Source organism: Microbacterium koreense (genome assembly GCF_042677105.1).
Classification (GTDB): Bacteria; Actinomycetota; Actinomycetes; order Actinomycetales; family Microbacteriaceae; genus Microbacterium; species Microbacterium koreense.
This window is the reverse complement of sequence record NZ_JBHTIM010000001.1, coordinates 499,099-522,709: the sequence shown is the minus strand read 5'-3', so window position 1 is coordinate 522,709 and position 23,611 is coordinate 499,099. Positions and strand designations below refer to the sequence as shown.

Genomic DNA, 23,611 nt, shown 5'->3' with positions numbered 1-23,611 from the left:
CATGGAAACCTCGGAGTACCGCCTCGGCCGACTGTTCGCGAAGGACACCGGCCGCACCATGATCGTCGCGTTCGACCGCGGCCTCGGCGCGAGCGCGAAGGGTGGCGGAGAGTCCGCCGCCACCGTCGTGCAGTCCGTCGTGGACGCCGGCGCCGACGGAATCCTCCTCTCGCCGGGACTGCTGGACCGTAGCCGCGCGCAACTCGCACACCGCAACGCCCCGGCCGTGCTGGTCCGCACCGACTTCATCTTCCTCGGAGCACTTCAGCCCGAGGGAACCGCCGGGGCAGGCGAGGAGTATCGTCGGCTCATCGATGCCCGTGAGGCTGCCGCACTCGGCGCCGACGGCATTGTCATGTTCCTCATCCTCGGGAACCCCGACGACGCTGTCACGGCCGACAACTGCCGTGCGGTGGCCCGCGCCGCCCGTGAGGCCCACGAGGTAGGCCTGCCCCTCATCGTCGAGACGGTGCTGTGGGGTTCACGGGTCAAGGACCAGGCCGACGCCGAGGCGCTGATCTACGTCAACCGTCTCGCCGCTGAGCTCGGCGCCGACGCTGTGAAGACGCAGTACACGGGCGACGTAGAGTCCATGCGCGCTGTCGTCGACAACACCCCCGTTCCGCTGCTGCTGCTCGGCGGACCCAAGACGGACGACATCGACGCTCTGCGCAACAGCACCACCGACGCACTGAGCTCCGGGGCGCGCGGTCTCGTCTACGGTCGCAACGTGTGGCAGGCCACCGATCCGGCCGCTACCGCCCGTACACTGCACGACCTCGTCCACAGCGCATGACCGGCACCCGACCCAACATCGTCATCATCGGTGACGCCTACGTTCCCGCCGACACCATCAGCGCCGCCATCCGGGAACGTCTGGGCGAAGATGCCGCGATCATCGTCGCGACAGACTGGACGATTCCCGGTGGCGGACCGGCGATCCACGCGCTACAGCACCAGATCGAGCTCCACGGCCCGGACGCGGTCGAAGTTCCCGCCGAGCTCGTCGAGTTGGCATCCACCGCGGACATCCTCGTCGTGCACTTCTTCCCCGTGCCGTCGCACGTCCTCACCGACAGCGAAGGTCTTCGTGCGGTGGTCGTCGCTCGAGCAGGAACGGAGAATGTCGACGCATCGGTCGCGGCGGCGAACAACGTCTCCGTGCGCAACATCGCAGGCCGCAACGCGCCCGCTGTGGCGGAGATCACGCTGGGTCTGATCCTCGCCGAGATGCGAAACATCGCCCGCGCTGACCGCAGCATCGCTACTGGCGGTTGGCGCAAGGACTACCGCTCCCGCGCGACCGAGCTCGGTGGGCGGACCGTCGGACTGATCGGCTACGGGCAGGTCGGTCGCCGATTCGTGAAGCTGCTCTCGGGCTTCGATGTAGAAGTCATCGCCTCCGACCCATACGCCAACCCCGACCTGCTGCGCGCGGACGGGGTGACCCCCGTGAGCTTCGACGACGTGTTCGAACGCGCCGACGTGATCGCCGTGTTCGCGCGCCTCACCGAGGAGAACGCGAGGTTCATCGGTCGAGACCAGTTCGCGAAGATGAAGCCCACCGCGTATTTCGTCAACACCGCCCGCAGCCGACTGGTGGACTACGACGCGCTCCTCGCCGCGCTCGAGCAGGACCAGATCGCCGGTGCGGCACTCGATGTGTTCGACGAGGAGCCCCTCCCTGCGGACAGCAGGTGGCGGCAGTTGGACAACACCACCCTGACCGTCCACTTCGCCGGCGACACCCCAGAATCGTTCAGTCGATCCGGAGGACTCGTCGCCGAGGTCGTTGACGGGATCCTGACGGACGAAGGCAATGCTGCTCGGAATTGACAGCGGCCAGACCGCGCTCAAGGTTGTCGTCTTCGACGACGACGGCCTTGAGCTGGTCACCACCCGCAGACCGACCCAGACCATTCAACCCGAGCCGCACCACGTCGAACGTGACGCCGCCGGTGTCGTAGAGCAGCTGCTGGACGCCATCGCCGAAGCCGTTGCGTTCCTCCCCGGAGGAGGAGACTCCATCACCGGAATCGGCATCGCCGCACATGGCGACGGCATGTACTTTGTTGGTCGAGACGGCACGCCCACACGCAACGCGATCCTCGCGCTAGACACTCGCGCCGAGGGCATCCTCGACCGGTGGAAGTCCGACGGCACTCTGGCGCGCACGCGGCAATTGACCGGTCAGGAACCGTTCGCCGCATCGCTGGCGCCATTGCTGGCATGGCTCGCGATCAACGAGACCGCGATGCTCGATGACACGCAGTGGCTCCTGTACTGCAAGGACTGGCTCCGGTACGCGCTCACCGGGGAGATCGCCACCGACTTCGTGGAAGCAAACTCCTCGGTCGGAACACTCGATGGCACTGGGTACTCCTCCGCCGCGCTCGGCGAGTACTGCCTCGGTGAGTTCGAGCGACTTCTCCCCGCACCCAAGCCGGCGAGCGCAATCGCCGGAGGCATCCTGCCCGCCGTCGCCAAGCGGACTGGGCTGAAAACCGGCACCCCCGTCGCGGTCGGCACTCACGACGTGGTTGCAGCCGCGCTCGGGGCGGGCGCCACCAAGGTCGGCGACTACTCCATCCTCGCCGGCACCTACAGCGTCAACCAGTACATCGCACCGGAACGAGTGGTCAATCCGCACTGGCAGGCTCGCCCATGGATCGACGGGCGCAGCTGGGTCAACATGGCCGCCTCCCCGGCATCTGCGACAAACTTCGAATGGTTCCTCCGGAACCTGATGATCGACACACCAGACGCGATCGCGGCGGCCAACGATGAAGTTGCTGCGCTCCCGCCCGATGCCGACCTGCCGATCTACCACCCCTTCCTCTACGGCAGCCCATTCGGCGCTGCGGCCAGCGCATCATTCCTCGGACTGCGCGGCTGGCACGCCCGTGCGCACCTGGTTAGGGCGGTTTGGGAGGGGGTCGTCCATAACCACCGCACTCACATGGATTGGCTGCTCGAAAGCGCGACCCCGCGCCAGGTCGTCAGCCTCGCAGGCGGTGCCGCGCGCAGTGCGCTTTGGGCCCAGATGTTCGCAGACGGACTGAACACACGAATACAGGTCGCTCACTCGACCGAACCCGGCGCACTCGGCGCCGCGATGCTCGCCGGCATCGGAACCGGGCGATTCGCTGACGCGGTCGATGCAAGCAGCGCCTGGTCGCGAGTCGAGCGCAACTACACCCCCGGTAGGGGCGCCGCCGCCCGCTGGGATGACAGTCACGCCCGATACGCCGCGACCCTCGAACTCGCCCGGCCAATCTGGGATCTGCTGGAGGGAGAGAAGCCATGACCGAAACGATGAAAGCGGTCGTCTACACAGGGCTGGACACCTTCGAAGTGACGCAAGTTCCCCAGCCGACACCAGGTCCTGGAGAACTTCTGATCCGCGTGGAAGCGGCGGGACTGTGTCACACCGACCTCGACATTCTCGCGGGCCGTTACTCGGCCCAGTTTCCGCGGATCCCCGGTCACGAGTTCGCAGGAACTGTGGTGGACGCCGACTCCATCTACCAGGGCTGCATCGGAGCGCGCGTCGCCATCGACCCGCTCATCGCATGCCATCAATGCCGCAACTGCACCCGCGGATACCCGAACCTGTGCACCGCAGGACAGGCATACGGCGCTGAACGAGACGGCGGGTTCGCTGAATACGCCGTCGTCCGCCAAGAGAACGCGCACAACATCGGCGGCCTGAGCATGCCCGTCGCAGCCCTCGCCGAGCCCTTCGCGTGCGCCGTGAACGCGCTCGAACGCGCACGGCTCGCCCCCGGAATGAAAGCCGCGATCATCGGCGCCGGTCCGATGGGAATGATTCTCTCCATCGCACTTCGCGGATGGGACGTGCACGACGTCACCTTCGCGGACCGCATACCCGAACGGCTCGATCGTGCCCGCAGCTTCGGCGCAACTCACACCGCGATCGTGGATGAATCCATCACAGACGTGCTTCCTACAGCGGACTTCGACCTCGTGATCGACGCCACAGGAAGACCCGAGGTCGTCCAGGATGCAATCCGCCTCCTCGCCGATGGCGGCACGCTCATCCCCTTCGGAGTCTGCCCACCCGGAAGCCAGATCAACCTGGACCCGTTCGAGATCTACCGCAGGCAGCTGCGCATCATCGGATCGTTCAGCCTGAACCGCGGCATCCCCGGGGCCCTCCGGATCCTGCAGCGCAGCGACTTTCCGCTGCAGGAGCTGATCACCACGCGATTTGCGCTCGATGCGGGCGCCGAAACCCTCGCCGCCATCGGTCGCGCAGACACCATCAAGATCCAATTCGACCCAACCATCACCCCTGCTGCTCAATGAGGAAAGGCAACACCATGACCCACAACATCTACGTCAACGGAAAGTGGACCCCATCCGGCTCCACCGAACTCATCGACGTCATCAACCCCGCCACCGAGCAGGTCATCGGATCCGTCCCGGCCGGCACCGCTGACGATGTCGCAGCCGCCGCAGCCGCAGCCAAGCGCGCCTTCGACGGCTGGGCCGCCCTCACCCCGCAGGAGCGGGGTGACTGGATCGACAAGCTCGCCGACGGCCTCCACGCACGCCGAGAAGAGATCGCCCGGACGGTCTCATCCGAGATCGGAATGCCCTACTCACACTCGATCGAATGGCAGTCCGACCTCCCGATCCGCAACTTCCGCTTCTATGCCAGCTACGTTCGCGACTACGCGTACGACGCTGGCTATGTGAAGCACTCCATGGTCGTCAAGGAGCCCGTCGGCGTGGTGGGCTGCATCACACCGTGGAACTACCCGCTGCACCAGATCGCGCTCAAGGTCGCCCCAGCCCTCGCCGCCGGCTGCACTGTCGTCCTCAAGCCCAGCGAAGTCGCCCCACTCACCGCCTATCTCCTCGCCGAGGTTTGCGACGAGATCGGACTACCCGCCGGCGTCTTCAACCTCGTCTCCGGACACGGCGTCCCCGTCGGTGAAGCGATCGCCACTTCCCCTGACATCGACATGGTCTCGTTCACCGGATCCACTGCCGCAGGCGTGCGCGTCAGCGAACTCGCCGCACCGACCGTGAAGAAGGTGGCTCTCGAACTCGGCGGCAAATCGGCAAACATCATCCTCGACGACGCCAACCTGGAAGAAGCAGTAGCAGCCGGCGTCGCCAATTGCTACTTCAACGCCGGCCAGACCTGCACCGCGCTCACCCGCATGCTCGTGCCCGCCAGCGTCCTCCCGCAGGTTGAAGAGATCGCAAAGCGTGCGGCGGATGGATTCGTGTACGGCGACCCATTCGCCGACGAAACTCAGCTCGGTCCCGTTGTGAACTCGCGTCAACTGCAGCGCGTCGAGGAGCTCATTGCCAAGGGTGTGGAGGAAGGAGCCACGCTCGTCACCGGGGGTGGCACTCGCCCCACAGACAGAGGCTACTTCGTCGAGCCCACCGTTTTCTCTGGGGTCACCAGCGACATGACCATCAACAAGATCGAGATTTTCGGCCCTGTGCTCTCGATTGTTCCCTACGCCGACGAAGACGAGGCAGTGGACCTCGCCAACGAGACCGAGTTCGGCCTCGCAGGCGGCGTCTGGTCCGGCGACGAAGAGCGCGCCATCAAGGTCGCACGACGCCTTCGGACCGGGCAGGTCTCCGTCAACGGTGGAGGATTCAACAACGAGGCACCGTTCGGAGGCTACAAGAAGTCCGGCATCGGTCGCGAAGCCGGTGCGGCCGGCTTCGAGGAGTACCTCGAGGTGAAATCCATCCACCGCGCTGGCTGAATCGGCTCGCACCGCAGAGTTCGGAGCCCCCAGAATCCGCGCCGCGCCGGCCCGCAGGCACGTGCGACTATCGTGACGATCACAGCACTCGACGACAACAAGGCCGTCCTCGCCGGTGTTGCGCCTTAGCGTGCACGCAAGGACATCTCCATCCACAACACCGTCCTGGCGGAATGGGCATCTCGGTCGATAGATCCGCAGCATCGCTCACCCGAGAAGTACAACTCCGAGCGGTTTCTACAACAACTGTCGGTACCCTCTCCGAAGAAGGCCGGAGCGTATTGCCAATCGGGGTCATCTCAAGGCCGGGCGGGATGTTCGTTCGTGACCACGCGCAATGCGTCCTTTGTGAACTCCCCGGACTCGGACTATCTCGGCTGTTTCCGGTTCGCGCGGTCGAGGACCGGCAACAGGGCAGTGCGAATGGTCAGCTCATCCTTTTCTTGCGCGCCCTCTCGCATGACCGCGTCATCCCAGTGGGCGCCATTCCACCAACGCCCTCGCTGTGGGCGCCTCGCGCTCACTCCTCCTTGATGAGCATGGTGAGATTCGGGTGCGGAGCGCAAAACAGAGCAGTCCCTGACAAGGGCTCTGAGCTCGGACAGCTGCAGCTCATCACGCGCGCCCGTGGTCGAACGCAACTCGACCCGGCTTTCGAGCCGAAAGTATCGCGGGATGTCGGGGCGTGCCGATAGGTTCTGGCTACACCCGACTACTCATTGGACGTTCAAGTGACAACCGAGCTCCCGGCCGACATCGCAAGCGCACTTCCGAGCATGTCTCAACGAGAGAGATTCGTTGAGTTCGTCGACCTGATGCGAGTACTCGCAGATTGCGTGATTGCCAACGACTACACGATCTCCGACGAACTCAACTCGGCGATCCATCTGACGCCCGCGGGCGACCAAGTCTTTTCCAAGGCAGTGACCGCAAAGTCAGACAAGATTCCACCGAAGGAAGCGCGGCTTCTGTGTGCGCTTGCGATCGGCCAGGAGGATCTTTTTGTCGACCTGGAGAAGACTGATTTGGTCGCTCTCGCCGGCGCCGTTAGCAAGCAGATCAAGGACGGCGAAATCAGGTTCCCCTACGAGTTCGGCCGCAAGTCTTACGACGTGTACGCGGACATGTTCGAGGAGGGACAGGCGGTCCTCACATACAGCGAGACCCAGAGGTTCCTTGATGCGACGCCCGCGGGCGTGCAGCAGTACGGCAGGTTTGTCACCGGCCCGTACGGACTCCACCGCTCGAGGTCAACGCGCCAAGTCCACTCGGGCCGACGGATCCAGGCATTCCATTGCTCGGATGCGATGTGTGACATGGTCCACAGAGTTCACCTGAGCACCAGTGACACGGCCGCGATCAACACGCATCGGGACCGCTTCAACACGTTCCTGGGCGACGACGACAAGAAGAGTCGTGACTGGTTCGGCGCCGCGGACGAGATCCGTGACGTTCCCGCCATCCTTTTTAGCGATGCCCATGTCGGCGTCGCTGCAACGCTGATCGGGGATGGCCTTAGTACGGACGAACTCCGGGCTCTCGTCGTCCATCTTCTCGACACGACCTCGGGCGAGCTCCGAACCGACGTGGCTGGATTCCTCGGAGTAGACGCAGCAGCGGAAGCCGTCAGCGACCTGACTCACGCTCAGCTGATGCAGATCGCCCTGCTGGCACGCGAACCCTCGCTTCGTGAGGCGCTCGACGTCTTGGTCGAGTCGGGCAAGATCGCCGTACCCGTGGGCGAGGTACGTCGACCCGTGGTGAATCGGGACCGGCGGTCGGGCGCGTTCGGATTGTTGCCCGAAGTCGGCATCCATGGCCTTCGGTTTGCATCACACGACGAAGGCTTCGCAATGCTCCGGCTGAGGCACGAAGTGGGAAACCTAACCAACCTTGAGCAGGTTGAGGAAGCGGAAGAACTTGCATGGCAGATTCGCGATATCGAGGGCGAAACGCTCGCGGAGCAACTCGATACCTTCTTTAGGGTCACTGATCCGGCCGAGTGTATTGAGCGTCTGGTCATGCCTCGGAAGGCGCACGTCTCCAAGCTCGCGGAGCGGCTCGGCGTAATTCGGGGACTCGACGGAAGTGACGAGGAACTTGTCGCGCGGTTCCTCTGGAAACTCGGCTATCCATTGCACGATGAGGAAGATCCGCGGGCTGAGTTCTGGCGCCTCCACCAACGGCTGTCGGGCCTGGCAAAAGCGTCGCACACGCCCGGGTCGCGGGAGACCGAGGAGTTCCTTGGGACTGCGAGCAAATTCTTCCGTGAACTCGAGCGCTACCTCGCTGAGTCGCTCGCCTTTTCTGCATGGGCGCTAATCCACGATCACGCAAATGACCCAAACCCGTATGAGTACGGCCTTGAAGCAGACCATGCGCGTGGAATGTCTTTTGTCCAGGACGCAGCCGACGACGCCGCCGATCCCGTCATGAGCTTCGACTATCTGTCGGACAAGCTCGATCTCTATACGCTTATCCGCGGATTCGAGTTCCTGGCGAAGCATCTGGTTGCGATGGAAGCGCGATCGGATGACTATCTCCGCTCGGAGACCGACTTCCCCGCGTACGCGCGCGGAAGCGAGCTCAAACGGTTCCCATTCAGGTTCTCCGCCCCATTTCTCAACCTGACAGCCCGATCACGCGAGCGAATTGCGGAACAGCTCCGGGAGATCGCCCGATCTCTTCAGCGCGGCAAGGTGACTGACATTCGGAACGAGCATCAGCACTACCGCAAGACTGCCAGCGGTGTCGAGCAGATCGAGAGCGCCCTACGCGAAATCGAAGTAAGCCTGCGAACACTCGAGTCGGCGGGCCTTTCACTTGTGGAGTTCCGGCTTGAAGACGCGATTCACGACCGGTGGGGGCGAAGCGAGTACTACTTCGCTGCCCCCCGTGGTTCGCGCCACGTGGTAACCCGCCCTTCCGGCTATGACTGGCTCGGACTACCCGAGCTCGACCTACCGCAGTATGTCTCACCCGGCGCGGTGTTCGCCGAGCCGAACGAGGTCTTGCGCTTCCGGCGGCGGATCGACAGTCCCTACACCCAACTGTGGGCAAATTACCCGATTCGGCGACGATCGCGGAGTAGTGCGCTTAGCCAGAGCGGTGTGGAGCACGCCGGAGCAGAAGTGCGCAACACGTAGGGCGCGGCGAGATCCACGTATGACCGTCCGACGACCGCTGCTGACCTGACCCGTCGTCGTACCACCCGGGTTCAGCGTTCCCCATAGTCAGATCGTAGCCAGAGCGTGATGGCCAGGCGCGGGCGGGCACTGAACAGCCCGCAGCCGGCATCGATCACCTCGCCGTCGATGCCGGCAGCCCACTCCGCGACGAGTTGACGATCCAGGGCGTGCGTCGACGACATCGTCCCGAACCTCTGCGCGTACTCGCCTGCTCGCCTGGCGTAGGCGGCGGCGACGTCGCACGTGCCCCGATTTGCCGGGCTCACCCTGGCCCGATGCTCTCGGCGAGCATCACGATGATCCCGCTCGGACCGCGCAGATACGTCAGCTTGTAGCGGTCTTGATAGGTGGCGACGCCGCGGAGGGGATGGCAGCCGTGGCGGGCGGCGATCTCGAGTGCGGCGTCGATGTCATCGACTGAGAACGCGACGCGGTGCATCCCGATCTGATTCGGCCGCGTCGGCTCGGTGTCGATCGCGTCGGGGTGCACGTACTCGAACAGCTCGAGTTGACCGTCGCCGCCCGGTGTCTGCAGCATGGCGACTCTTACGTGGTTGCCGTCGAGTCCGACCGCGACATCCGCCCACTCACCACGCACCTCGTCGCGCCCCAGCACGGTCAGGCCGAGATCTGTGAAGAACGCGACCGCCGCATCCAGGTCTCGCACGGCGATGCCCACATTCACCAGCGAAATGTTCATGCGTCGCATTCTAGGAACCCGCGCCGACGCCGCCGCGATCCGATCGGGTAGCGTCACTCGGCATCACCGCCGACGACATCGCGACTCGCGACCTCGTCGTCGGAGGGATATCACGCGGGCGAACGCCACGTCGCCGATCACCACGCCGACGGGCGGTAGCGCAGCGGCACCTCGACGCGACCCGCCTCGCCATTGACGAGCGTGAGGGGCACAGGCCGGCTACCCGGAACGTCATAGAGACGGATGCCGTCGCCGAGCAGCACGGGCGCGAGGTGGATGTCGATCTCGTCGAGCAGGCCGCGCTCGAGAAGCTGGGTGCCGATCGAAGCCGAAAGCACCTCGACATTCTTGCCGCCTGCGGCGTCGAGCGCGATCTGCACGGCTTCGGCGACGTCGCAATCGAGGAAGGTGACACCGGGAGACGGCGCGGCATCCTCGGGATGATGCGTCAGTACAAAGGCGGGGCCTGACCAGCGACCACCGTACACCCCCTCCGCATCCGGGAACGCATCCCAGCCGTCACGGCCGCCCAGGATCGCGCCCGTCGTCTCGACGTACTCCGCGATGATGTCGCGCTCGCCGGTGTCGTCGATGCCCCGCATCCAGTCCATCGAGTGGCCGGGGCCTGCGACGAACCCGTCAAGCGACATCGTGAAGTGCCAGAGCACCTTGCCGTCCGCCGTGCGCGGAGTCATGTCTTCCATCAGTCCTCCTCATTGAGTGCGAAGTGCTTCACCTCGCGTCGGCCGGTGAGTGGTCGACGGATGGGATGATGGCGTCGTGCGAAGCCACCACGTCAGCCGCGTCGTCTCTGCGGAGCCAGAGGTCGTGTACGACTTCGCGTCCAACGTTGACAATCTCTCACAGTGGGCTGCCGGACTCTCCCGATCCGACGTCATTCGAGACGGTGACGTGCTCATCGTCGAGTCGCCGATGGGCCAGGTGAGAGTGCGCTTCGTGGACCGGAACAGCTTCGGCATCCTTGACCACGATGTGACATTGCCGTCCGGGACGGTGGTCACCAACCCCGTCCGAGTGCTTGCCCACCCCGACGGCGCCGAGATCGTCTTCACCATCCGACAGCTCGACCTCGACGATGACGAGTTCGCGCGCGACATCGCAACCGTCGCCGCGGATCTCGATCGGCTGGCAGCCATCGTGGAGAGGCGTCGACCAGGCTCCGCCCCAGGATGAATGACGGGCCACCCTGCCACCTCATCGTCGGAGGCATGTCGCGCGGGCAACTTCTCGATGCGCTCGCACGGCACGGTGTCATGCTGAACGTCCACGCCGAGACGTTGCTCGCGCATCCGGTCTTCGACGACACCACCATCGAGCGCATCCGACTTCTCGATCGTTCGGTCGATGAACTGGGCTTGACGCACGGCGCGACGATGCCCGAGGTTCTCACCGCTGCGCACGGCCAGGGGCTCGGCCCGTGTCCCGCGGTGACCGGGCCTTACCTGCGCCTCGCCTGGCTCGACCAGCGTTCCTCAACCGACTCCGTGATGTCGGCGGGGCGCTCGCCCGACGGCGCACTGACCGTGGCATCCGTCGCCCTCAGTGATGACGCGGACTTTCCGCGGGGCTTCTACCTGCGCGTCGTCGAAGGGCGGCCCTGGCTGCGCGGATTCCGCTGTGACGACGACCACGTCTTCGCGCCCGAGGCGCGGTTCGCGTTCCGTCAGCTCGACGAAGTCGCCCGGGGCCACCTCCACGCCGCGCGAAAGATCACGACGAGCAGAGCGAGCTCGAGTCCGATCGACAGGGCGTAGAAGGCAACCCACTCCCACGCCTCACCGACCGCGTTGAAGATCGTGACCGGAACATACAGCGCGGTGACGATGAGGTTCGTCATGCGACTGACCCGGGCCGGCAGCGTCGCCGAGAGCGCCACCATCAGCGCCGGCACCGCGATCAACGCCAGAAACCCGGTCAGCAGTGCCGGGCTGATCGCGAACTCGAACACCACCCCCGACAGGAGGTCGTCGACGGTGCCCGCCTTGTACAGGTGGTAGTAGTCCACATAGATGTACAGGAACATGAAGCTCGTCCAAGCGGCGGCGAGCGTCGCGCGCACCGAGAGCGGTGCGGCATCGAGCCGGGTCGGCGAGGTGGTGTGAACAGTCATGGGTCCCCCTTGGGAAGGTGATTGAAAGAGACGGATGCCGCATCCACACGATCGTCAGATCGTGATGGCGACCTTGCCTCGGGCGTGGCCGGTGGCGACGTAGCGCAGCGCGTCTGCGGCTTCGGCGAGCGGGTAGGTGCGATCGATCAGTGGCGTCACCTGACCGGACGCGAGCAGGTCTGACAGCGCGACGAGATCCTCGTGCTTCTCGACCGAGACGAAGGGCGCGAGCCGCTGACGGGTGAAGATCGACCGCATCCGGGCGGTGATGATCCGCCCGAGCGGGCCTACCCAGCGCCCGCCGCGCCCGCTGTTCGGAATGACGGTGCCGGTCGGTGTGAGCGCTCGCCGCACCGAGGCCAGTGGCTCAGCCTCGACACTGTCGAGGATGACGTCATACCGCTCGCCGTTCGCGGTGAAGTCGGTGGTCGTGTAGTCGATCACGTGGTCCGCACCGATCGAACGGACGAGCTCGATGTTTCGGCCGCTGCACACCGCCGTCACTTCGGCACCCATCGCCTTCGCGATCTGCACGGCGAACGATCCGACGCCGCCCGATGCACCCGTGATGAGCACGCGGTCGCCGGGTCGCACGCGGGCGACATCGCGCATCGCCTGCAGCGCCGTCAGACCAGACATGGGGGTGACGGCCGCCTCGACCGCCGACACGGTGGTCGGCCGGCGAACGAGGTTGCCCACCGGAACGCACGCGTACTCGGCGAGGGTGCCGGCCGTGCTCCAGCCGAACACGTCGCCTCCCGGCTTCAGGTCGGTGACATCCGCCCCGACTGCGGCGACGACGCCCGCGAGATCGCGCGCAGGGATGCCGTTTCTCGGCCGGCGCAGTCCGAACGCCAGTCGCACGAGATAGGGGTCGCCGGCCATCACGTAGAGATCGCCCGAGTGCACCGATGCCGCCTCAAGACGGACGAGCACCTCCCCGCGACGCGGCTCGGGGCGAGGAACGTCGGATGCCTGGAGCACCGACGGCGGCCCGTAGCGATGGTGCACCATCGCGCGCATACGGGTCGCGGCGGCGGGATGCGGCATCCGCTCGGTGTCTGAGTGGTCGGTCTTCACGAAAGGCTCCTCGGGTGCAAGCGGCGGGTGTCGTACGCTGTACGTCGTACACCGTACTATGACCGTACACTGTACGATCTGTCAAGTGGTCGAGTCCGAAGGGAGCACCGTGACGACGCATGCAGAGACGGGACTCAGCAAAGAGCGCCTTGTCGCCGAAGCGATCCGGATGGCCGACCGCGACGGTGTCGACCAGGTGAGCATGCGGCGCTTGGCCACCGCGCTCGGTGCCGGTGCGATGTCGCTCTACCACTACGTCGCGAACCGCGAAGAGCTGATCGACGCGATGATCGATGTCGTCTTCAGTGAGATCGACCTGCCGACCGGCGACGATTGGCAGACGGCCATGCGCCACCGGGCCGAGTCGACACGCGCGGTGCTCGCCCGGCATCCGTGGGCGACCGTGCTCATGGAGTCGCGCACGATGCCCGGACCCGCCAACCTGCGCCACCGCGAAGCCGTCACCGCCTGCCTGCGCACCGCCGGCTTCTCGGTGGTGATGGCCACCCACGCGAACTGGCTGCTCGACAGCTATGTGTACGGGTATGCGCTGCAGGTGGCGAGCCTGCCGTTCGACGGCCCCGAGCAACTCGCCGACGCCGCCGAAGACGTCTTCCTCCCCCAGCTGCCGCCCGAGGAGTTCCCCTATCTGAACGAGTCCGCCACCGAGCTCGTCGCTGCCGGATACGACCCCGCCGACGAGTTCGCCTTCGGGCTCGAGCTCGTGCTCGGCGCACTCGAGCCCCTCAGGACGACGGAGGCGACGTAGGTCGAGGCATCGTTCGCTACGATTCCGGCATGCCCTCCATCGACGACGTCTCGATCGGCGGAGACGCGATCCGCCTCGGTCAGTTCATGAAGTTCTCGGGCCTTCTCGACTCGGGCGGCGACGTGAAAGAGGCCATCATCGACGGCGAAGTTCTCGTCAACGGCGAGGTTGACCGTCGGCGGGGACGGCAGCTGGCACTCGGCGATGTGGTCACCTTCGCCGGCCAGGCTGCGCGCGTCTGCCGCTGACGCGACGAAGCCGCTCGTCAGCGAGCTCCCGCGCTGTGCGCGATGAGGGCGCGGTAGGCGGCGCTGGTCGCCACCAGGTCGGCGTGGGTTCCGTCGGCGGCGACCCGGCCGTGCTCGAGAAGCACGACCCGCGGGGCGCGGCGGATGGTCGAGACACGGTGGGCGATCACGATGGTCGTGCGGCCGGCGCGCAGGCGAGCGACGGTGTCGGCGAGGTCTGACTCGCGCACCGCGTCGAGGTGCGCCGACGCCTCGTCGAGCACCAGTACGGCGGGGTCGCGCAACAGCACCTGCGCGATCGACAGCCGCTGACGCTGGCCACCCGACAGTGTGGCGCCTCGGTCGCCGACACGCTGGTCGAGTCCGTCGTCCCACTCCCGCACGGTGTCGGCGAGCCCGGCGTCGGTGAGCGCACGCCACATCGCCTCGTCGTCGGCGTCGGGGGCAGCGAGCTGAAGGTTGCTGCGGATCGTCCCGCGGAACACGAACGGATGCTGCGACACCATCGCCACCTCGCGATGCAGCGCATCATCATCGATGTCGGCGATCGCCACCCCGTCGAGCGAGACGGTCCCGGCATCCGCCCGCCACAGCCCGGTGAGCAACCGCGCGATGGTGGTCTTGCCGGCACCCGATCCGCCGACGAGCGCGATCGTCTCGCCCGCGCCGATCTCGAGATCGAGCCCACGCAGCACGGGCCCGCCACAGTCATAGGCGAAGTCGACGCCGTCGAACCGCACGGCACCCCCGGTCGGGGCCTCCCGCTTTCCGGCGGGCGGCTGGTCGCGTGCGCCCTCGTCGAGCAGAGCGAGAATCCGTCCGGCCGCCGCCGACATCTCGCCGAGGCGCTGCACCATCGCGAACGCACCCGCGGCGGGCACCACGGCGGCCGACACCAGCACGAGGGCGACCGGGATCACGACCGGGTCGAGGGTCCCCGCCGCCGCGGCCGCCATGAGCGCCACCAAAAACCCGAGGCTCGTCGCGGCGACCACCGTGTCGGCGAGGGCGGACTCACCGGCGGCGCGCAGGGCGAACCCGCGCTTGGCCGCCTGCACCTCGGCCGTGCGTGCGAGCACCTGCGCGCGGTGGTGCTCGACGAGATCGAGCGCGGTGAGCTCCCGCCGGGCGCTCGCCCCCTCGAACGCCACCGCCTGCAGGAAACCGAGGCGGCCGCGGATGCGCAGGCCCTGCGACACCTGAAGGCGGGCGAACAGCCACGGGATCGTCAGCAGCACGGCGATGCCTGCGGGAACGATGAGTCCGATCGGACCGACCAGCACGACCAGCGCGACCGATACGAGCGCGGGCGAGACGATCGCGTTGATGCCCGCACCGAGCGTGTGCGCATAGAACCACTCGAGTGTCTCGACATCGTTCATCGCGGTGCCGGCGACCTCCCCGGTGCGTCGGGTGCCCGTCCGTGCGGGGACGATCGCCTCGATCGCGTCGTAGACGCGCATCCGCAACGCGGCGATCACTCGGTAGGCCAGCACATGGCTCAACCACGACTCGATCCACGTGAATACCGCCACGGTGATCACGGCGGCAGCAAGGCCGACGAGCAGCGAGATGACGAGCGGATGCGGGGCGCCGGACACGACGGCCGTCGCGATCGCCGTGCTGAGCCCCGCGGCGCCCGCCGTCGTCAGCTGGAAGATCGTCATCGACAGCGTGGAGCGGACGAACAGCCCCCGCTCGTCGCCGACCTCTCTCAAGAGCCGCACCACGGGGCGCACGAGCGCGGTCATGCGCGCACCTCCTCGGCCTGTGCCGCGTGCAACCGCCAGAGCGTTCCGCGCTGTGCGAGCAGGTCGTTGTATGTTCCCTGCTCGACGATGCGACCGTCGTCGACGACGACCACCGTGTCCGCGTCGCGGACGGCGGAGAGTCGATGGGCGATCACGATCAGGGTGGGGGCGGCATCCGTCGTCGTCGCCTCTCGCAGGGTCGTGAGCAGCGCGCGTTCGCGGTGGGCGTCGAGTGCCGACGACGCCTCGTCGAGCACGAGCACGGGCGATCGCCGCAGTAGCGCCCGGGCGATCGCGACGCGTTGGCGCTGACCGCCCGAGAGCAACGCCCCACCGTCGCCGACCGGAGCGTCGAGTCCGCGCGCGACGAGTTCGGATGCCTGGGCTCGCTCGAGCGCCGCGATCAGCTCGTCATCGCCGGCGCCCGGAGCGACGATGGTGAGGTTGTCGCGGAGGGTTCCGGCGAACACGACGGGGTCTTGCGACACGAGCGTGACCGGGGGGGCGTCGTCGGAGGGCATCACCGCGACGCCGCCCGCGACGGGAGTGAGCAGACCGAGGATCACGTTCGCGACGGTCGACTTGCCCGCGCCCGATGCCCCGACGATGGCGGTCGTGCGCCCGCGGGGAACCCGCAGCGACACATCGGTGAGGGCGTCACGATCGCTCCCCGGGTAACGCACCGTCACGCCGCGGAGTTCCACCGCGGCGCCGGGGTCGTCGACGATGTGCAGAACGCGACCGGGAATGGTGGCAGGGGCGTCTGTGAGGTGCGCCAAGATGCGGGAACCCGCGGTGACGCCGAGGTAGCCGGCATGCCAGTGGTTCGACAGGTCGCGGAAGGGTCGGAACACCTCGAACCCCACCAGCGTGACGGCGAACAGCGCCGCGGGGGCGAGTGCTCCCGACCAGACCCGTCCGACACCGACGGCCAGGATCAGTGCAGGCCCCGCCACCAGCAGAAACCCGGTGAGGCCCGACTCGACGAGCGAGAGGCGCAGCTGGCGCAGCGTCGCCCGCAGCAGCGACCGGCTCGCACGGTCGAGTTCGACGCGCCGACGCCCCGCCGCGCCGAGCAGTTTCAGCGTCTCCATGCCCCGCATCGCGTCGACGACATCGGCGTTGAGCGCCGAGTACGCGCCCCAATGCTCCTCGCCGCGTCCGCGCAGCGCACGATCCCACAGGCGCGGAATGAGCGGCACGACGGCGGCCGCGACGCCGGCCACGAGCCCGACCACGGGGTCGATGACGATGAGGATCACCACCGCGGCGGTCGCTGCGACGGTCGTGACGATGACCTGCGGCAGATAGCGCGTGACGTACGGTTCGAGGTTCTCGACCCCGTCGACGAGGAGGGCGTGCTGCGCGCCGAGCCGCTCGGTCGTGACGGCGAAGGGGCCGCGTGCGGCGTCGTGATCGAGGATACGCGCCCGCAACTGCCGCTTCATGCGACCCGCGACGCGATGGGCGACGAGTTCGCGCGTGGCCGTGCCGACGGGTCGCAACGCGAGCGCACCCACGAGCACGGCGAGGGGGACTGCGAGTTCGCTGAGGGATCGTCCCGCAAGGATCCCTGAGAAGACGGATGCGGTGGCCAGCGCCTGCGCGATCGCCAGCGCGCTCAGGGCGAGGCCGACGGCCGCGCCGGCCGCGATTCCGCGGCCGCGCGGGCTCACCAGGCGCAGGAGGGGGAAAGAGACCACGGCATCCTCTGCTAGCGTGCTAACGATAATCGTTCTCGATACTGTTCCCGACAGTCTGACACGACTTCCCTCCACCCATGCCCACGCTGACCACTGCGCCTTCGCCCGTCTCGCCACCGGCGTCGATTGCGCGCGCCACGCGACGGCGGCACATCGTGCTCGGCCTCGCGCTCGCGGTGCTGACCGTGGCCGTGAGCGTCGTCGCCGTGGGAATCGGACCCGTCGCGGTGCCGCCGGATGTCGTCGCCCGCGTGATCGCCGGCGAGCTCGGCCTTGGGCCCGGTCAGGCCGACCTCGGGTCGGACCACGCAATCGTGTGGATGATCCGCGTTCCCCGCGTCATCCTCGGGCTCTTCGTCGGAGCTGCGCTCGCCGTCGCCGGCGTCGTCATCCAAGCACTCGTGCGCAACCCGCTCGCCGACCCGTACCTTCTCGGCATCTCCTCAGGGGCATCGACCGGCGCGGCAGCGAGCATCCTCTTCGGCGTGGGCAGCTCCCTCGGCGCGATCGCCCTCACCGGGAGCGCGTTCATCGGAGCGCTCACCGCCATCGTGCTCGTGCTGTCCATCGCTCGCATCGGCGGACGTCTCGTCACCTCGCGGCTCGTCTTCGCCGGAATCGCCGTCGGATTCGCCCTCACGGCACTGACCAACTTCCTCGTCTTCGCCGGACAATCGCGCGACGGCGCGCGCGCGGTCATGTTCTGGATGCTGGGATCGCTCGCCCAGGCGCGCTGGGGGTCGGTGCCGCTCCTGGTGACCCTCGTCGTCGCGACCTTCGTGGTCTTCCTGCTGTGGGCGCGGCGATTCGACGCCCTGGCGATCGGCGACGACACCGCGCTTGCTCTCGGCACGAACCCCACGCAGTTCCGGGCCGCCTCCGCCCTCATCGTGGCCATCGCCGTGGCCGCCGCCGTCGCCGTGTCGGGACTCATCGGTTTCGTCGGACTCGTCGTTCCCCACATCGCCCGCCGACTCGTGGGAGGCCGGCACAGCATCCTCCTCCCGGTCTCGGCGCTTCTCGGCGCACTGCTCCTCGTCGCGGCCGACGCGCTCGCCCGCGTCGCCTTCGCCCCGCGTGAACTGCCTCTCGGCATCGTCACCGCCCTCATCGGCACCCCGCTCCTGATCGCGCTCGTGCGCCGCACACTCGCCCGCTGAGCCCTCCGACCTGCATCACCCCCAAGAAGAAAGAGAGTCCATGACCCTCCACAACCACCTCCGCCGTGCGAGCATCGGCGCGATCGGCCTGGCCGGCGTGCTCGCGCTCGCCGCGTGCAGCAGCCCCGCCGAACCCGCGGCAACCGAAACCGCAGCGATGGTCGAAGGGACCGCCTACCCCGTCACGATCGAGAACTGCGGCGAAGACCTCGTGATCGGGGCAGAGCCGGCATCCGTCCTCACGATCGGCACCTCTGCTGTCGCCTTGCTCGACGCAGCCGGTGCGTCCGACCGCATCATCGCGCGGGCGGGCGAGTTCGGGGCCGAACTGCCGGCGGGGCTCGACAACCCGCCGACCGACGCCGAGATCGTCGACCCGTCGGACCCCGCGATCGAGGCGATCGTCGGCACCGAGGCGGACGTCATCGTCGGCTACGGCCTGTTCAACGCTTCGGACGACGACCTCGCCGCGGTCGGCATCACGAACATCGTCATCGACGGCGAGTGCAGCCACGACGCCGCCCTCACCGACAAGACCGACTTCGACGCGATCTTCGCCGACGTCGAGCGGCTCGGTACCGTCTTCGGCACCAGCGAGGCTGCCGCCGCTCGCGTCGCCGAACTGCAGGCCGAAGTCGACGAGCTCAGCGCCGTCGAGCCCGCGCAGACCGACGGCGAAGCCGCCGCCGTCGTCTACTACTTCTTCGACGGCGCCACGATGTCCGCCCGCGGCGGCCAGGGCATCGCCGACGACGTGCTCAGCCGGGCAGGGTTCTCGAACGTGTACGGCGACGAGCCGTCGGTCTACCTCGAGGCGAACATCGAAACGCTGCTCGACGCCGACCCCCACACCATCGTGCTGGCGTACGGCCTCTACGGTGAGAGCTTCGATGACGCCCTGGCGCTGTTCATGGCAGAGCCCGGAGCCGAGAACCTCACCGCCGTGCAGGAGGATCGCGTGATCGGCGTGCTCGCCTCCGACCTCGCGCCCGACCCGGGCGCGGTCCGCGGACTGCGTCAGGTGCTCGAGGGCACGGGGGCGCTCGCGGGATGATCACCGCCGAGGGGGTGACCGTCCGATACGGTCGGACGGTCGCCCTCGACGCGGCCGATCTCATCGCCCACACCGGAACGACGTTCGGCTTGATCGGGCCCAACGGTTCAGGAAAATCGACGCTCTTGCGATCGATCCTCGGTGCCGTGCGCCGCGCGGGTGGCAGGGTCGAGATCGACGGGCAGCCCGTCGACGGCCTGACGGCGCGTCAACGCGCGCAGCGCCTCGCCGTCGTTGCACAAGAAGAACCCAGCGGCCTGCCGCTGACCGCGTGGGATTCCGTCCTGCTCGGACGCTCCCCGCGGTTGTCGGGGTGGAGTCGGTATCGCGCAGTGGATGAGGCGGCCGCATCCGATGCCATGACTCGGGCAGGAGTCGACCACCTTGCCCACCGGCACGTCGATGAACTCTCCGGTGGCGAGCGGCAGCGGGTGCTGATCGCCCGTGCGCTCGCTCAAGAGGCCACCCATCTGCTGCTCGACGAACCCACCAACCATCTCGATGTGCGTTACCAGCACGACATCCTCTCGCTCGTGCACGGTCTTCCGCTGACGACGATCGTGGTGCTGCACGACCTCAATCTCGCCGCCCGCTACTGCGACGAGCTCATGCTCCTGGATGCCGGAAACGTCGCCGCCCGTGGAACCCCGCACGATGTGCTCGTTCCCGAGACTCTTGAGCCGGTGTACGGCATCGACATGCGCCGCATCGACCTCGACGGCGTGCCGCAACTCGTGTTCCGGCCGCGCTGAAACGACCGAACTTCCTACCATGTGCTACATGGCGGTTCTGTCTCCCGGGGCTGCGGAAGAGCCCGCCTGCCGGGGTGCGGCGCGTGCGCCGGCAGGCGCATGGAGTCGACACGTGTGACCGCCGGGCGCGTCAGGTCGCGGGCTCGACGTCACCCGCGGCGAGTGCCACGCGCACACGCGATGTCTTGGCGCGCTCGAGCGCAGTGTCGTCACCGCGCAGAATCGCCGTGATCTCCCGCAGCCGCGCCGCGAGAGCGTAGGCGGACAGCCGCAGGGTCCATCTGCCCGCTCCGACAGGCGGAGGGTCCACGGCCTCTTCCGCACCCGCGTGGACGACGCAGAGCCGAGCGACGGCCTCCGCGTGACCATGCATGACCGAGTGGGCGGCTCTGGACACTTCACGGGCGGACGCCGTGGGTGCGCGGCGAACCAGAGTATCGATCCACGAGCGGGGCGAGATGGTGTCGTACTCGCCGCGCACGATCAGCGTGTCCGCGTCGACGTCGGCGATGCGGTCCTCCATCCGATACGCGAGCATTCGCGGAAGTGTCGCCGCGAACGACCGTAGCCCCGTGAGCACGTACGAGACGCCCGCGAGCAGCGTGACCCCGATCGGTTCGTGCAGCGCCGCGAGCAGGAACGCGCCGACAACGCGCAGCGGCGCCCGCTGCTGGGGAGCGACGACCGGGCTGATGAGCACGATGCGCGAGAGTCCGGGTCGCGACGCGGCCAGTTCGGTCACGACCTGCGTGCCCATCGAATGGCCGATGACGACCGGGTCGTCCAGATGAAGATGCTCCAACGCCGCGTCGACGAGCCGTGCGTAGTCGGCGATCGACAGCGCGCGATCGTGTGTCCGGATGCCGGCGAAACCCGGCAGGTCCAACGCGAACACGTCGCCGTGCGGCAGCAGTCTGGGCGCGAGCCGCTCGAAGATGCCCACGCCCATCCCGATTCCCGGGACCAGGACGAACGCCGGCCCCGGACCGCCCCGAAGGCACGTGACGCGCGTGTACGTGCCATCGGTGTGGACGCGCTCGACGCGGACGCGCACGGACGTCAGAGTCGGGTGGGTCGCAGTCACGCCCCATGATCGCACGGGGTGAAGCGGCGCGCGGTCAGGCGACGAACGCCGCGGGCGCGCCGACGCGTGCGGCCACGGCGAAGTCCGCGAGCAATCGGCGCAACTGTGCGGGGTCGCTCGCGGGTTCTTCAGGATGCCACTGCACGCCGACGACCCACTGATCACCGGTCATCTCGATCGCCTCGATCACTCCGTCGGGGGCGACGGCGCTGACGACGAGTCCCTCCCCCAACCGGTCGACCGCCTGGTGGTGACCCGACCGAACCTCATGGCTGCCGGCACCGAGGATGCCCGCCAGGCGCGTGCCGGCGTGGACGGTCGCCGGGTGGGTCACCATGTCCTGATTCGGCTCGCGATGGATGCCCTGTCCGAGATCCTGCACAAGCGATCCGCCCTGCATCACGTTCAGCAGCTGCGTTCCGCGGCAGATCGTGAAGAGCGGGATGCCGCGATCCATCGCCGTGCGCATCAGCGCGGCCTCGAAGGCGTCGGCTGCGGCATCCGTCGAGTCCATCCACGTGCCGTCGGGATCGGCGCGATACATCGCCGGGTCGACGTCCGCGCCGCCGAGGACGATCACGCCCGCGGCGCTCGCCGCCAGACTCCCCGGGTCGGCATCGGGCGCGGCAGAGTTCACCCAGCGGATCTCGAGCCCCGCCTCCCGGGCGAACACCGCGGCGCTGTCGGCCAGCATCCGCAATTCGTCGGCGAAGGCGCGGTCGTGGCGCGCCGTCTCGCTCGCGTACGACATCACCACGGGAATCGGCGCCCCAGACTCGACGATCGAGCCGGATGCCAGCGAAACACCGGTCACGAGCACAGCATAGGGTCTTCGACGCTCGCTGATTCGACGCGGGCGTGTCGGTTTCGTCCAAGACTCCCCCATGCCGGCGCTCCTATCGTTTGATGAGTGCGCGGTGAGACACCGCTCTTTGCTTCTACGGATGGAACGGATCAGACCATGACGAGGGAACTGGTGTGGACGGGCTTCGTGTCGGTCGATGGCGTGATGGACTCACCCGGCGGGACCAGCGAGGGCCACTCATACGGCGGGTGGGTTTTTCGCACGGAGTTCGATGAGAACGCATTCTCAATCAAGGCAGAGGAGCTGCACGACACCACAGCACTTCTCTTCGGCCGGCGTAGCTACGAAGCGTTTGCGCCATTCTGGTCGCAGTCCGAGGACCACGCCGCGTATCAGGACCTTCCGAAATACGTGCTGTCGACGACTCTCGAGACGGAGGCACTTGTCGACGGTTGGGGTCCCACGAGCATCCTGCGGTCGATCGACGACGTCGCCGCGCTGAAACAGACCGAGGGCGGCGGGATCTTCATCCACGGTAGTGGCGAGCTGGCTCGGAGTCTCGCCGATGCGGGGTTGATCGACCGCTACAACCTGCTGGTGTTTCCTCTGCTGCTCGGAGCGGGCAAGAGCATCTTCAGCCGCAGCCGCGAGGGTGAGCATCGACTCGCGCTGCGAGAATCAGCCGCCTATGACAACGGAGTGATGAAGGTCGTCTACGACGTTGTTCGTTGAGCGCGGTAGTGCGATCGCGTCTGGGGCACTCGACCGCAGATGACTGGCGGTGCGGCCTACATAGCGTCGCAAGGCGCGCGCGAGGTGCGGCTCGTCGTAGTAGCCCAAGGACTCGACCACGCTGCTCACGCGCACGCCCGCGATCAGAAGCTCGGCAGCGGCGCGTACCCGTCTGATCTGCTCGATCGCTCCGCGCGTGAGTCCCGTCGCCGCCCGGAATCGTCGCTCGACGGTTCGATCGGATATCCGCGAGCTGCGCCCACTGAGCGCAGCTGCGACGACCGGGTCCTGGACGATAACACCGTCATTGACGAGACGCGAGACCAGCGCTTCTGCGTCGTCGGCGCCCGGTGTCTCCCAGCGCCGTCCATCCAGCCGAAAACTCTTGGTCGCGGTGTCGGGAAGCTCAATGCCCGAGTCGACGAGCGCCGTCGTGGGTACCATCCGCAGCGACGTGCCGACCGCGAACTGAACGCCGACGAATTCCGAGGACAGAGGAACGGGTGCGACGCTCGTCCGACTCTCGGGGCCCGTCACGGCGGCGTAGTGCGCTCCGCCCTGCTGCCAGAACACCAGCCCCCACGTCTCGGAGGCGACCGAGGTCATGACGGACACATCCTCACTTCTGCTGGTCCAGACGGATGCGACCCAAGGTGACTCCGACGACCTCGTCTCGATGTGCAAGGTCATCGCCG

At 67.2% G+C, this 23,611-nt stretch carries 24 protein-coding genes; 14 read left to right on the top strand and 10 right to left on the bottom strand.

Features of this window, described 5'->3' with window-relative positions:
• The first annotated feature begins 1 nt into the window (after position 1).
• The 6 genes from ACFQZV_RS02375 (at position 2) to ACFQZV_RS02350 (ending at position 8,905) form a co-directional block, all read left to right on the top strand.
• Positions 2–796 carry a class I fructose-bisphosphate aldolase gene (locus ACFQZV_RS02375; RefSeq protein ID WP_378752917.1) on the top strand — a complete coding sequence of 265 codons (795 nt, stop codon included), beginning with the start codon at positions 2–4 and terminating at the stop codon, positions 794–796.
• On the top strand, positions 793–1,836 hold the full coding sequence (locus ACFQZV_RS02370; protein ID WP_378752915.1) for an NAD(P)-dependent oxidoreductase: 1,044 nt from the start codon (positions 793–795) through the stop codon (positions 1,834–1,836). Before ACFQZV_RS02375 ends, ACFQZV_RS02370 begins: the two co-directional genes overlap by 4 nt.
• Positions 1,820–3,307, top strand: coding sequence for an FGGY-family carbohydrate kinase (locus tag ACFQZV_RS02365; protein ID WP_378752913.1), 1,488 nt, complete (start codon positions 1,820–1,822; stop codon positions 3,305–3,307). Before ACFQZV_RS02370 ends, ACFQZV_RS02365 begins: the two co-directional genes overlap by 17 nt.
• Positions 3,304–4,329 carry an alcohol dehydrogenase catalytic domain-containing protein gene (locus ACFQZV_RS02360; protein WP_378752911.1) on the top strand — a complete coding sequence of 342 codons (1,026 nt, stop codon included), beginning with the start codon at positions 3,304–3,306 and terminating at the stop codon, positions 4,327–4,329. The genes ACFQZV_RS02365 and ACFQZV_RS02360 overlap by 4 nt, the downstream gene beginning before the upstream one ends.
• A 14-nt stretch (positions 4,330–4,343) precedes the next feature.
• Positions 4,344–5,759 carry an aldehyde dehydrogenase family protein gene (locus tag ACFQZV_RS02355; RefSeq protein ID WP_378752909.1) on the top strand — a complete coding sequence of 472 codons (1,416 nt, stop codon included), beginning with the start codon at positions 4,344–4,346 and terminating at the stop codon, positions 5,757–5,759.
• Between the two features lie 731 nt (positions 5,760–6,490).
• Positions 6,491–8,905: a hypothetical protein gene (locus tag ACFQZV_RS02350; RefSeq protein WP_378752907.1), complete on the top strand. Its 2,415-nt coding sequence runs from the start codon at positions 6,491–6,493 to the stop codon at positions 8,903–8,905.
• A gap of 71 nt (positions 8,906–8,976) precedes the next feature.
• Here ACFQZV_RS02350 and ACFQZV_RS02345 read toward each other — a convergent pair whose 3' ends face one another.
• The 3 genes from ACFQZV_RS02345 to ACFQZV_RS02335 all read right to left on the bottom strand — a co-directional run bounded on the left by ACFQZV_RS02345 (position 8,977) and on the right by ACFQZV_RS02335 (position 10,351).
• The gene (locus tag ACFQZV_RS02345) at positions 8,977–9,129 is read right to left on the bottom strand and encodes a hypothetical protein (RefSeq protein ID WP_378752905.1); all 153 of its coding nucleotides are present in this window, start codon (positions 9,127–9,129) and stop codon (positions 8,977–8,979) included.
• 80 nt (positions 9,130–9,209) lie between these two features.
• The gene (locus ACFQZV_RS02340; protein ID WP_378752903.1) at positions 9,210–9,647 is read right to left on the bottom strand and encodes a VOC family protein; all 438 of its coding nucleotides are present in this window, start codon (positions 9,645–9,647) and stop codon (positions 9,210–9,212) included.
• A gap of 137 nt (positions 9,648–9,784) precedes the next feature.
• Positions 9,785–10,351, bottom strand: coding sequence for a dihydrofolate reductase family protein (locus tag ACFQZV_RS02335; protein WP_378752901.1), 567 nt, complete (start codon positions 10,349–10,351; stop codon positions 9,785–9,787).
• Between the two features lie 76 nt (positions 10,352–10,427).
• Between ACFQZV_RS02335 and ACFQZV_RS02330 the strand changes: the two genes are divergently transcribed.
• The gene (locus ACFQZV_RS02330; protein ID WP_378752899.1) at positions 10,428–10,841 is read left to right on the top strand and encodes an SRPBCC family protein; all 414 of its coding nucleotides are present in this window, start codon (positions 10,428–10,430) and stop codon (positions 10,839–10,841) included.
• A gap of 35 nt (positions 10,842–10,876) precedes the next feature.
• On the top strand, positions 10,877–11,422 hold the full coding sequence (locus ACFQZV_RS02325) for a hypothetical protein (protein ID WP_378752897.1): 546 nt from the start codon (positions 10,877–10,879) through the stop codon (positions 11,420–11,422).
• Here the strand turns inward: ACFQZV_RS02325 and ACFQZV_RS02320 are convergent.
• Positions 11,332–11,778: a DUF6326 family protein gene (locus ACFQZV_RS02320; protein ID WP_378752895.1), complete on the bottom strand. Its 447-nt coding sequence runs from the start codon at positions 11,776–11,778 to the stop codon at positions 11,332–11,334. The two genes, ACFQZV_RS02325 and ACFQZV_RS02320, sit on opposite strands and share 91 nt — an antisense overlap.
• Positions 11,779–11,832: 54 nt before the next feature.
• Entirely contained in the window at positions 11,833–12,858 is a 1,026-nt protein-coding gene (locus ACFQZV_RS02315; RefSeq protein ID WP_378752893.1) for an NAD(P)-dependent alcohol dehydrogenase, read from the bottom strand.
• 85 nt (positions 12,859–12,943) lie between these two features.
• On the opposite strand from ACFQZV_RS02315, the gene ACFQZV_RS02310 reads away from it, so the two are divergent.
• Together ACFQZV_RS02310 and ACFQZV_RS02305 are read left to right on the top strand one after the other, a co-directional pair.
• On the top strand, positions 12,944–13,627 hold the full coding sequence (locus ACFQZV_RS02310) for a TetR/AcrR family transcriptional regulator (RefSeq protein WP_378752891.1): 684 nt from the start codon (positions 12,944–12,946) through the stop codon (positions 13,625–13,627).
• A 29-nt stretch (positions 13,628–13,656) separates the two neighbouring features.
• The gene (locus ACFQZV_RS02305) at positions 13,657–13,875 is read left to right on the top strand and encodes an RNA-binding S4 domain-containing protein (RefSeq protein WP_378752889.1); all 219 of its coding nucleotides are present in this window, start codon (positions 13,657–13,659) and stop codon (positions 13,873–13,875) included.
• Between the two features lie 17 nt (positions 13,876–13,892).
• On the opposite strand, the gene ACFQZV_RS02300 is transcribed toward ACFQZV_RS02305, so the two are convergent.
• On the bottom strand, positions 13,893–15,626 hold the full coding sequence (locus ACFQZV_RS02300; RefSeq protein ID WP_378752886.1) for an ABC transporter ATP-binding protein: 1,734 nt from the start codon (positions 15,624–15,626) through the stop codon (positions 13,893–13,895).
• On the bottom strand, positions 15,623–17,329 hold the full coding sequence (locus ACFQZV_RS02295) for an ABC transporter ATP-binding protein/permease (protein WP_378752884.1): 1,707 nt from the start codon (positions 17,327–17,329) through the stop codon (positions 15,623–15,625). The genes ACFQZV_RS02300 and ACFQZV_RS02295 overlap by 4 nt, the downstream gene beginning before the upstream one ends.
• 77 nt (positions 17,330–17,406) lie before the next feature.
• On the opposite strand from ACFQZV_RS02295, the gene ACFQZV_RS02290 reads away from it, so the two are divergent.
• Genes ACFQZV_RS02290 through ACFQZV_RS02280 form a run of 3 tightly spaced genes read left to right on the top strand, consistent with a single transcriptional unit; the run spans position 17,407 to position 20,295 of the window.
• Complete coding sequence (locus ACFQZV_RS02290; protein ID WP_378752882.1) at positions 17,407–18,489, top strand: FecCD family ABC transporter permease; 1,083 nt, start codon at positions 17,407–17,409, stop codon at positions 18,487–18,489.
• A gap of 40 nt (positions 18,490–18,529) precedes the next feature.
• A complete protein-coding gene (locus ACFQZV_RS02285) occupies positions 18,530–19,543 on the top strand; it encodes an ABC transporter substrate-binding protein (protein ID WP_378752880.1) in 1,014 nt (337 codons plus the stop codon).
• A complete protein-coding gene (locus tag ACFQZV_RS02280) occupies positions 19,540–20,295 on the top strand; it encodes an ABC transporter ATP-binding protein (protein ID WP_378752878.1) in 756 nt (251 codons plus the stop codon). Before ACFQZV_RS02285 ends, ACFQZV_RS02280 begins: the two co-directional genes overlap by 4 nt.
• Before the next feature lie 130 nt (positions 20,296–20,425).
• On the opposite strand, the gene ACFQZV_RS02275 is transcribed toward ACFQZV_RS02280, so the two are convergent.
• Positions 20,426–21,379, bottom strand: coding sequence for an alpha/beta fold hydrolase (locus tag ACFQZV_RS02275; RefSeq protein ID WP_378752876.1), 954 nt, complete (start codon positions 21,377–21,379; stop codon positions 20,426–20,428).
• A 34-nt stretch (positions 21,380–21,413) separates the two neighbouring features.
• Entirely contained in the window at positions 21,414–22,193 is a 780-nt protein-coding gene (locus ACFQZV_RS02270; RefSeq protein WP_378752874.1) for a gamma-glutamyl-gamma-aminobutyrate hydrolase family protein, read from the bottom strand.
• 147 nt (positions 22,194–22,340) lie between these two features.
• Here ACFQZV_RS02270 and ACFQZV_RS02265 point away from each other — a divergent pair, with 147 nt between their 5' ends.
• A complete protein-coding gene (locus tag ACFQZV_RS02265) occupies positions 22,341–22,916 on the top strand; it encodes a dihydrofolate reductase family protein (protein ID WP_378752872.1) in 576 nt (191 codons plus the stop codon).
• Here the strand turns inward: ACFQZV_RS02265 and ACFQZV_RS02260 are convergent.
• Positions 22,863–23,606, bottom strand: coding sequence for a helix-turn-helix domain-containing protein (locus tag ACFQZV_RS02260; protein WP_378752870.1), 744 nt, complete (start codon positions 23,604–23,606; stop codon positions 22,863–22,865). The genes ACFQZV_RS02265 and ACFQZV_RS02260 overlap by 54 nt on opposite strands.
• Between the last annotated feature and the right edge of the window lie 5 nt (positions 23,607–23,611).

Bases quoted from the DNA above. Each gene is read 5' to 3' on its own strand.
- ACFQZV_RS02375 (WP_378752917.1), top strand. From the start codon at position 2: ATGGAAACCTCGGAGTACCGCCTCGGCCGACTGTTCGCGAAGGACACC.
- ACFQZV_RS02370 (WP_378752915.1), top strand. From the start codon at position 793: ATGACCGGCACCCGACCCAACATCGTCATCATCGGTGACGCCTACGTT.
- ACFQZV_RS02365 (WP_378752913.1), top strand. From the start codon at position 1,820: ATGCTGCTCGGAATTGACAGCGGCCAGACCGCGCTCAAGGTTGTCGTC.
- ACFQZV_RS02360 (WP_378752911.1), top strand. From the start codon at position 3,304: ATGACCGAAACGATGAAAGCGGTCGTCTACACAGGGCTGGACACCTTC.
- ACFQZV_RS02355 (WP_378752909.1), top strand. From the start codon at position 4,344: ATGACCCACAACATCTACGTCAACGGAAAGTGGACCCCATCCGGCTCC.
- ACFQZV_RS02345 (WP_378752905.1), bottom strand. From the start codon at position 9,129: ATGTCGTCGACGCACGCCCTGGATCGTCAACTCGTCGCGGAGTGGGCT.
- ACFQZV_RS02340 (WP_378752903.1), bottom strand. From the start codon at position 9,647: ATGAACATTTCGCTGGTGAATGTGGGCATCGCCGTGCGAGACCTGGAT.
- ACFQZV_RS02335 (WP_378752901.1), bottom strand. From the start codon at position 10,351: ATGGAAGACATGACTCCGCGCACGGCGGACGGCAAGGTGCTCTGGCAC.
- ACFQZV_RS02325 (WP_378752897.1), top strand. From the start codon at position 10,877: ATGTCGCGCGGGCAACTTCTCGATGCGCTCGCACGGCACGGTGTCATG.
- ACFQZV_RS02320 (WP_378752895.1), bottom strand. From the start codon at position 11,778: ATGACTGTTCACACCACCTCGCCGACCCGGCTCGATGCCGCACCGCTC.
- ACFQZV_RS02305 (WP_378752889.1), top strand. From the start codon at position 13,657: ATGCCCTCCATCGACGACGTCTCGATCGGCGGAGACGCGATCCGCCTC.
- ACFQZV_RS02300 (WP_378752886.1), bottom strand. From the start codon at position 15,626: ATGACCGCGCTCGTGCGCCCCGTGGTGCGGCTCTTGAGAGAGGTCGGC.
- ACFQZV_RS02290 (WP_378752882.1), top strand. From the start codon at position 17,407: ATGCCCACGCTGACCACTGCGCCTTCGCCCGTCTCGCCACCGGCGTCG.
- ACFQZV_RS02285 (WP_378752880.1), top strand. From the start codon at position 18,530: ATGACCCTCCACAACCACCTCCGCCGTGCGAGCATCGGCGCGATCGGC.
- ACFQZV_RS02280 (WP_378752878.1), top strand. From the start codon at position 19,540: ATGATCACCGCCGAGGGGGTGACCGTCCGATACGGTCGGACGGTCGCC.
- ACFQZV_RS02265 (WP_378752872.1), top strand. From the start codon at position 22,341: ATGACGAGGGAACTGGTGTGGACGGGCTTCGTGTCGGTCGATGGCGTG.
- ACFQZV_RS02260 (WP_378752870.1), bottom strand. From the start codon at position 23,606: ATGACCTTGCACATCGAGACGAGGTCGTCGGAGTCACCTTGGGTCGCA.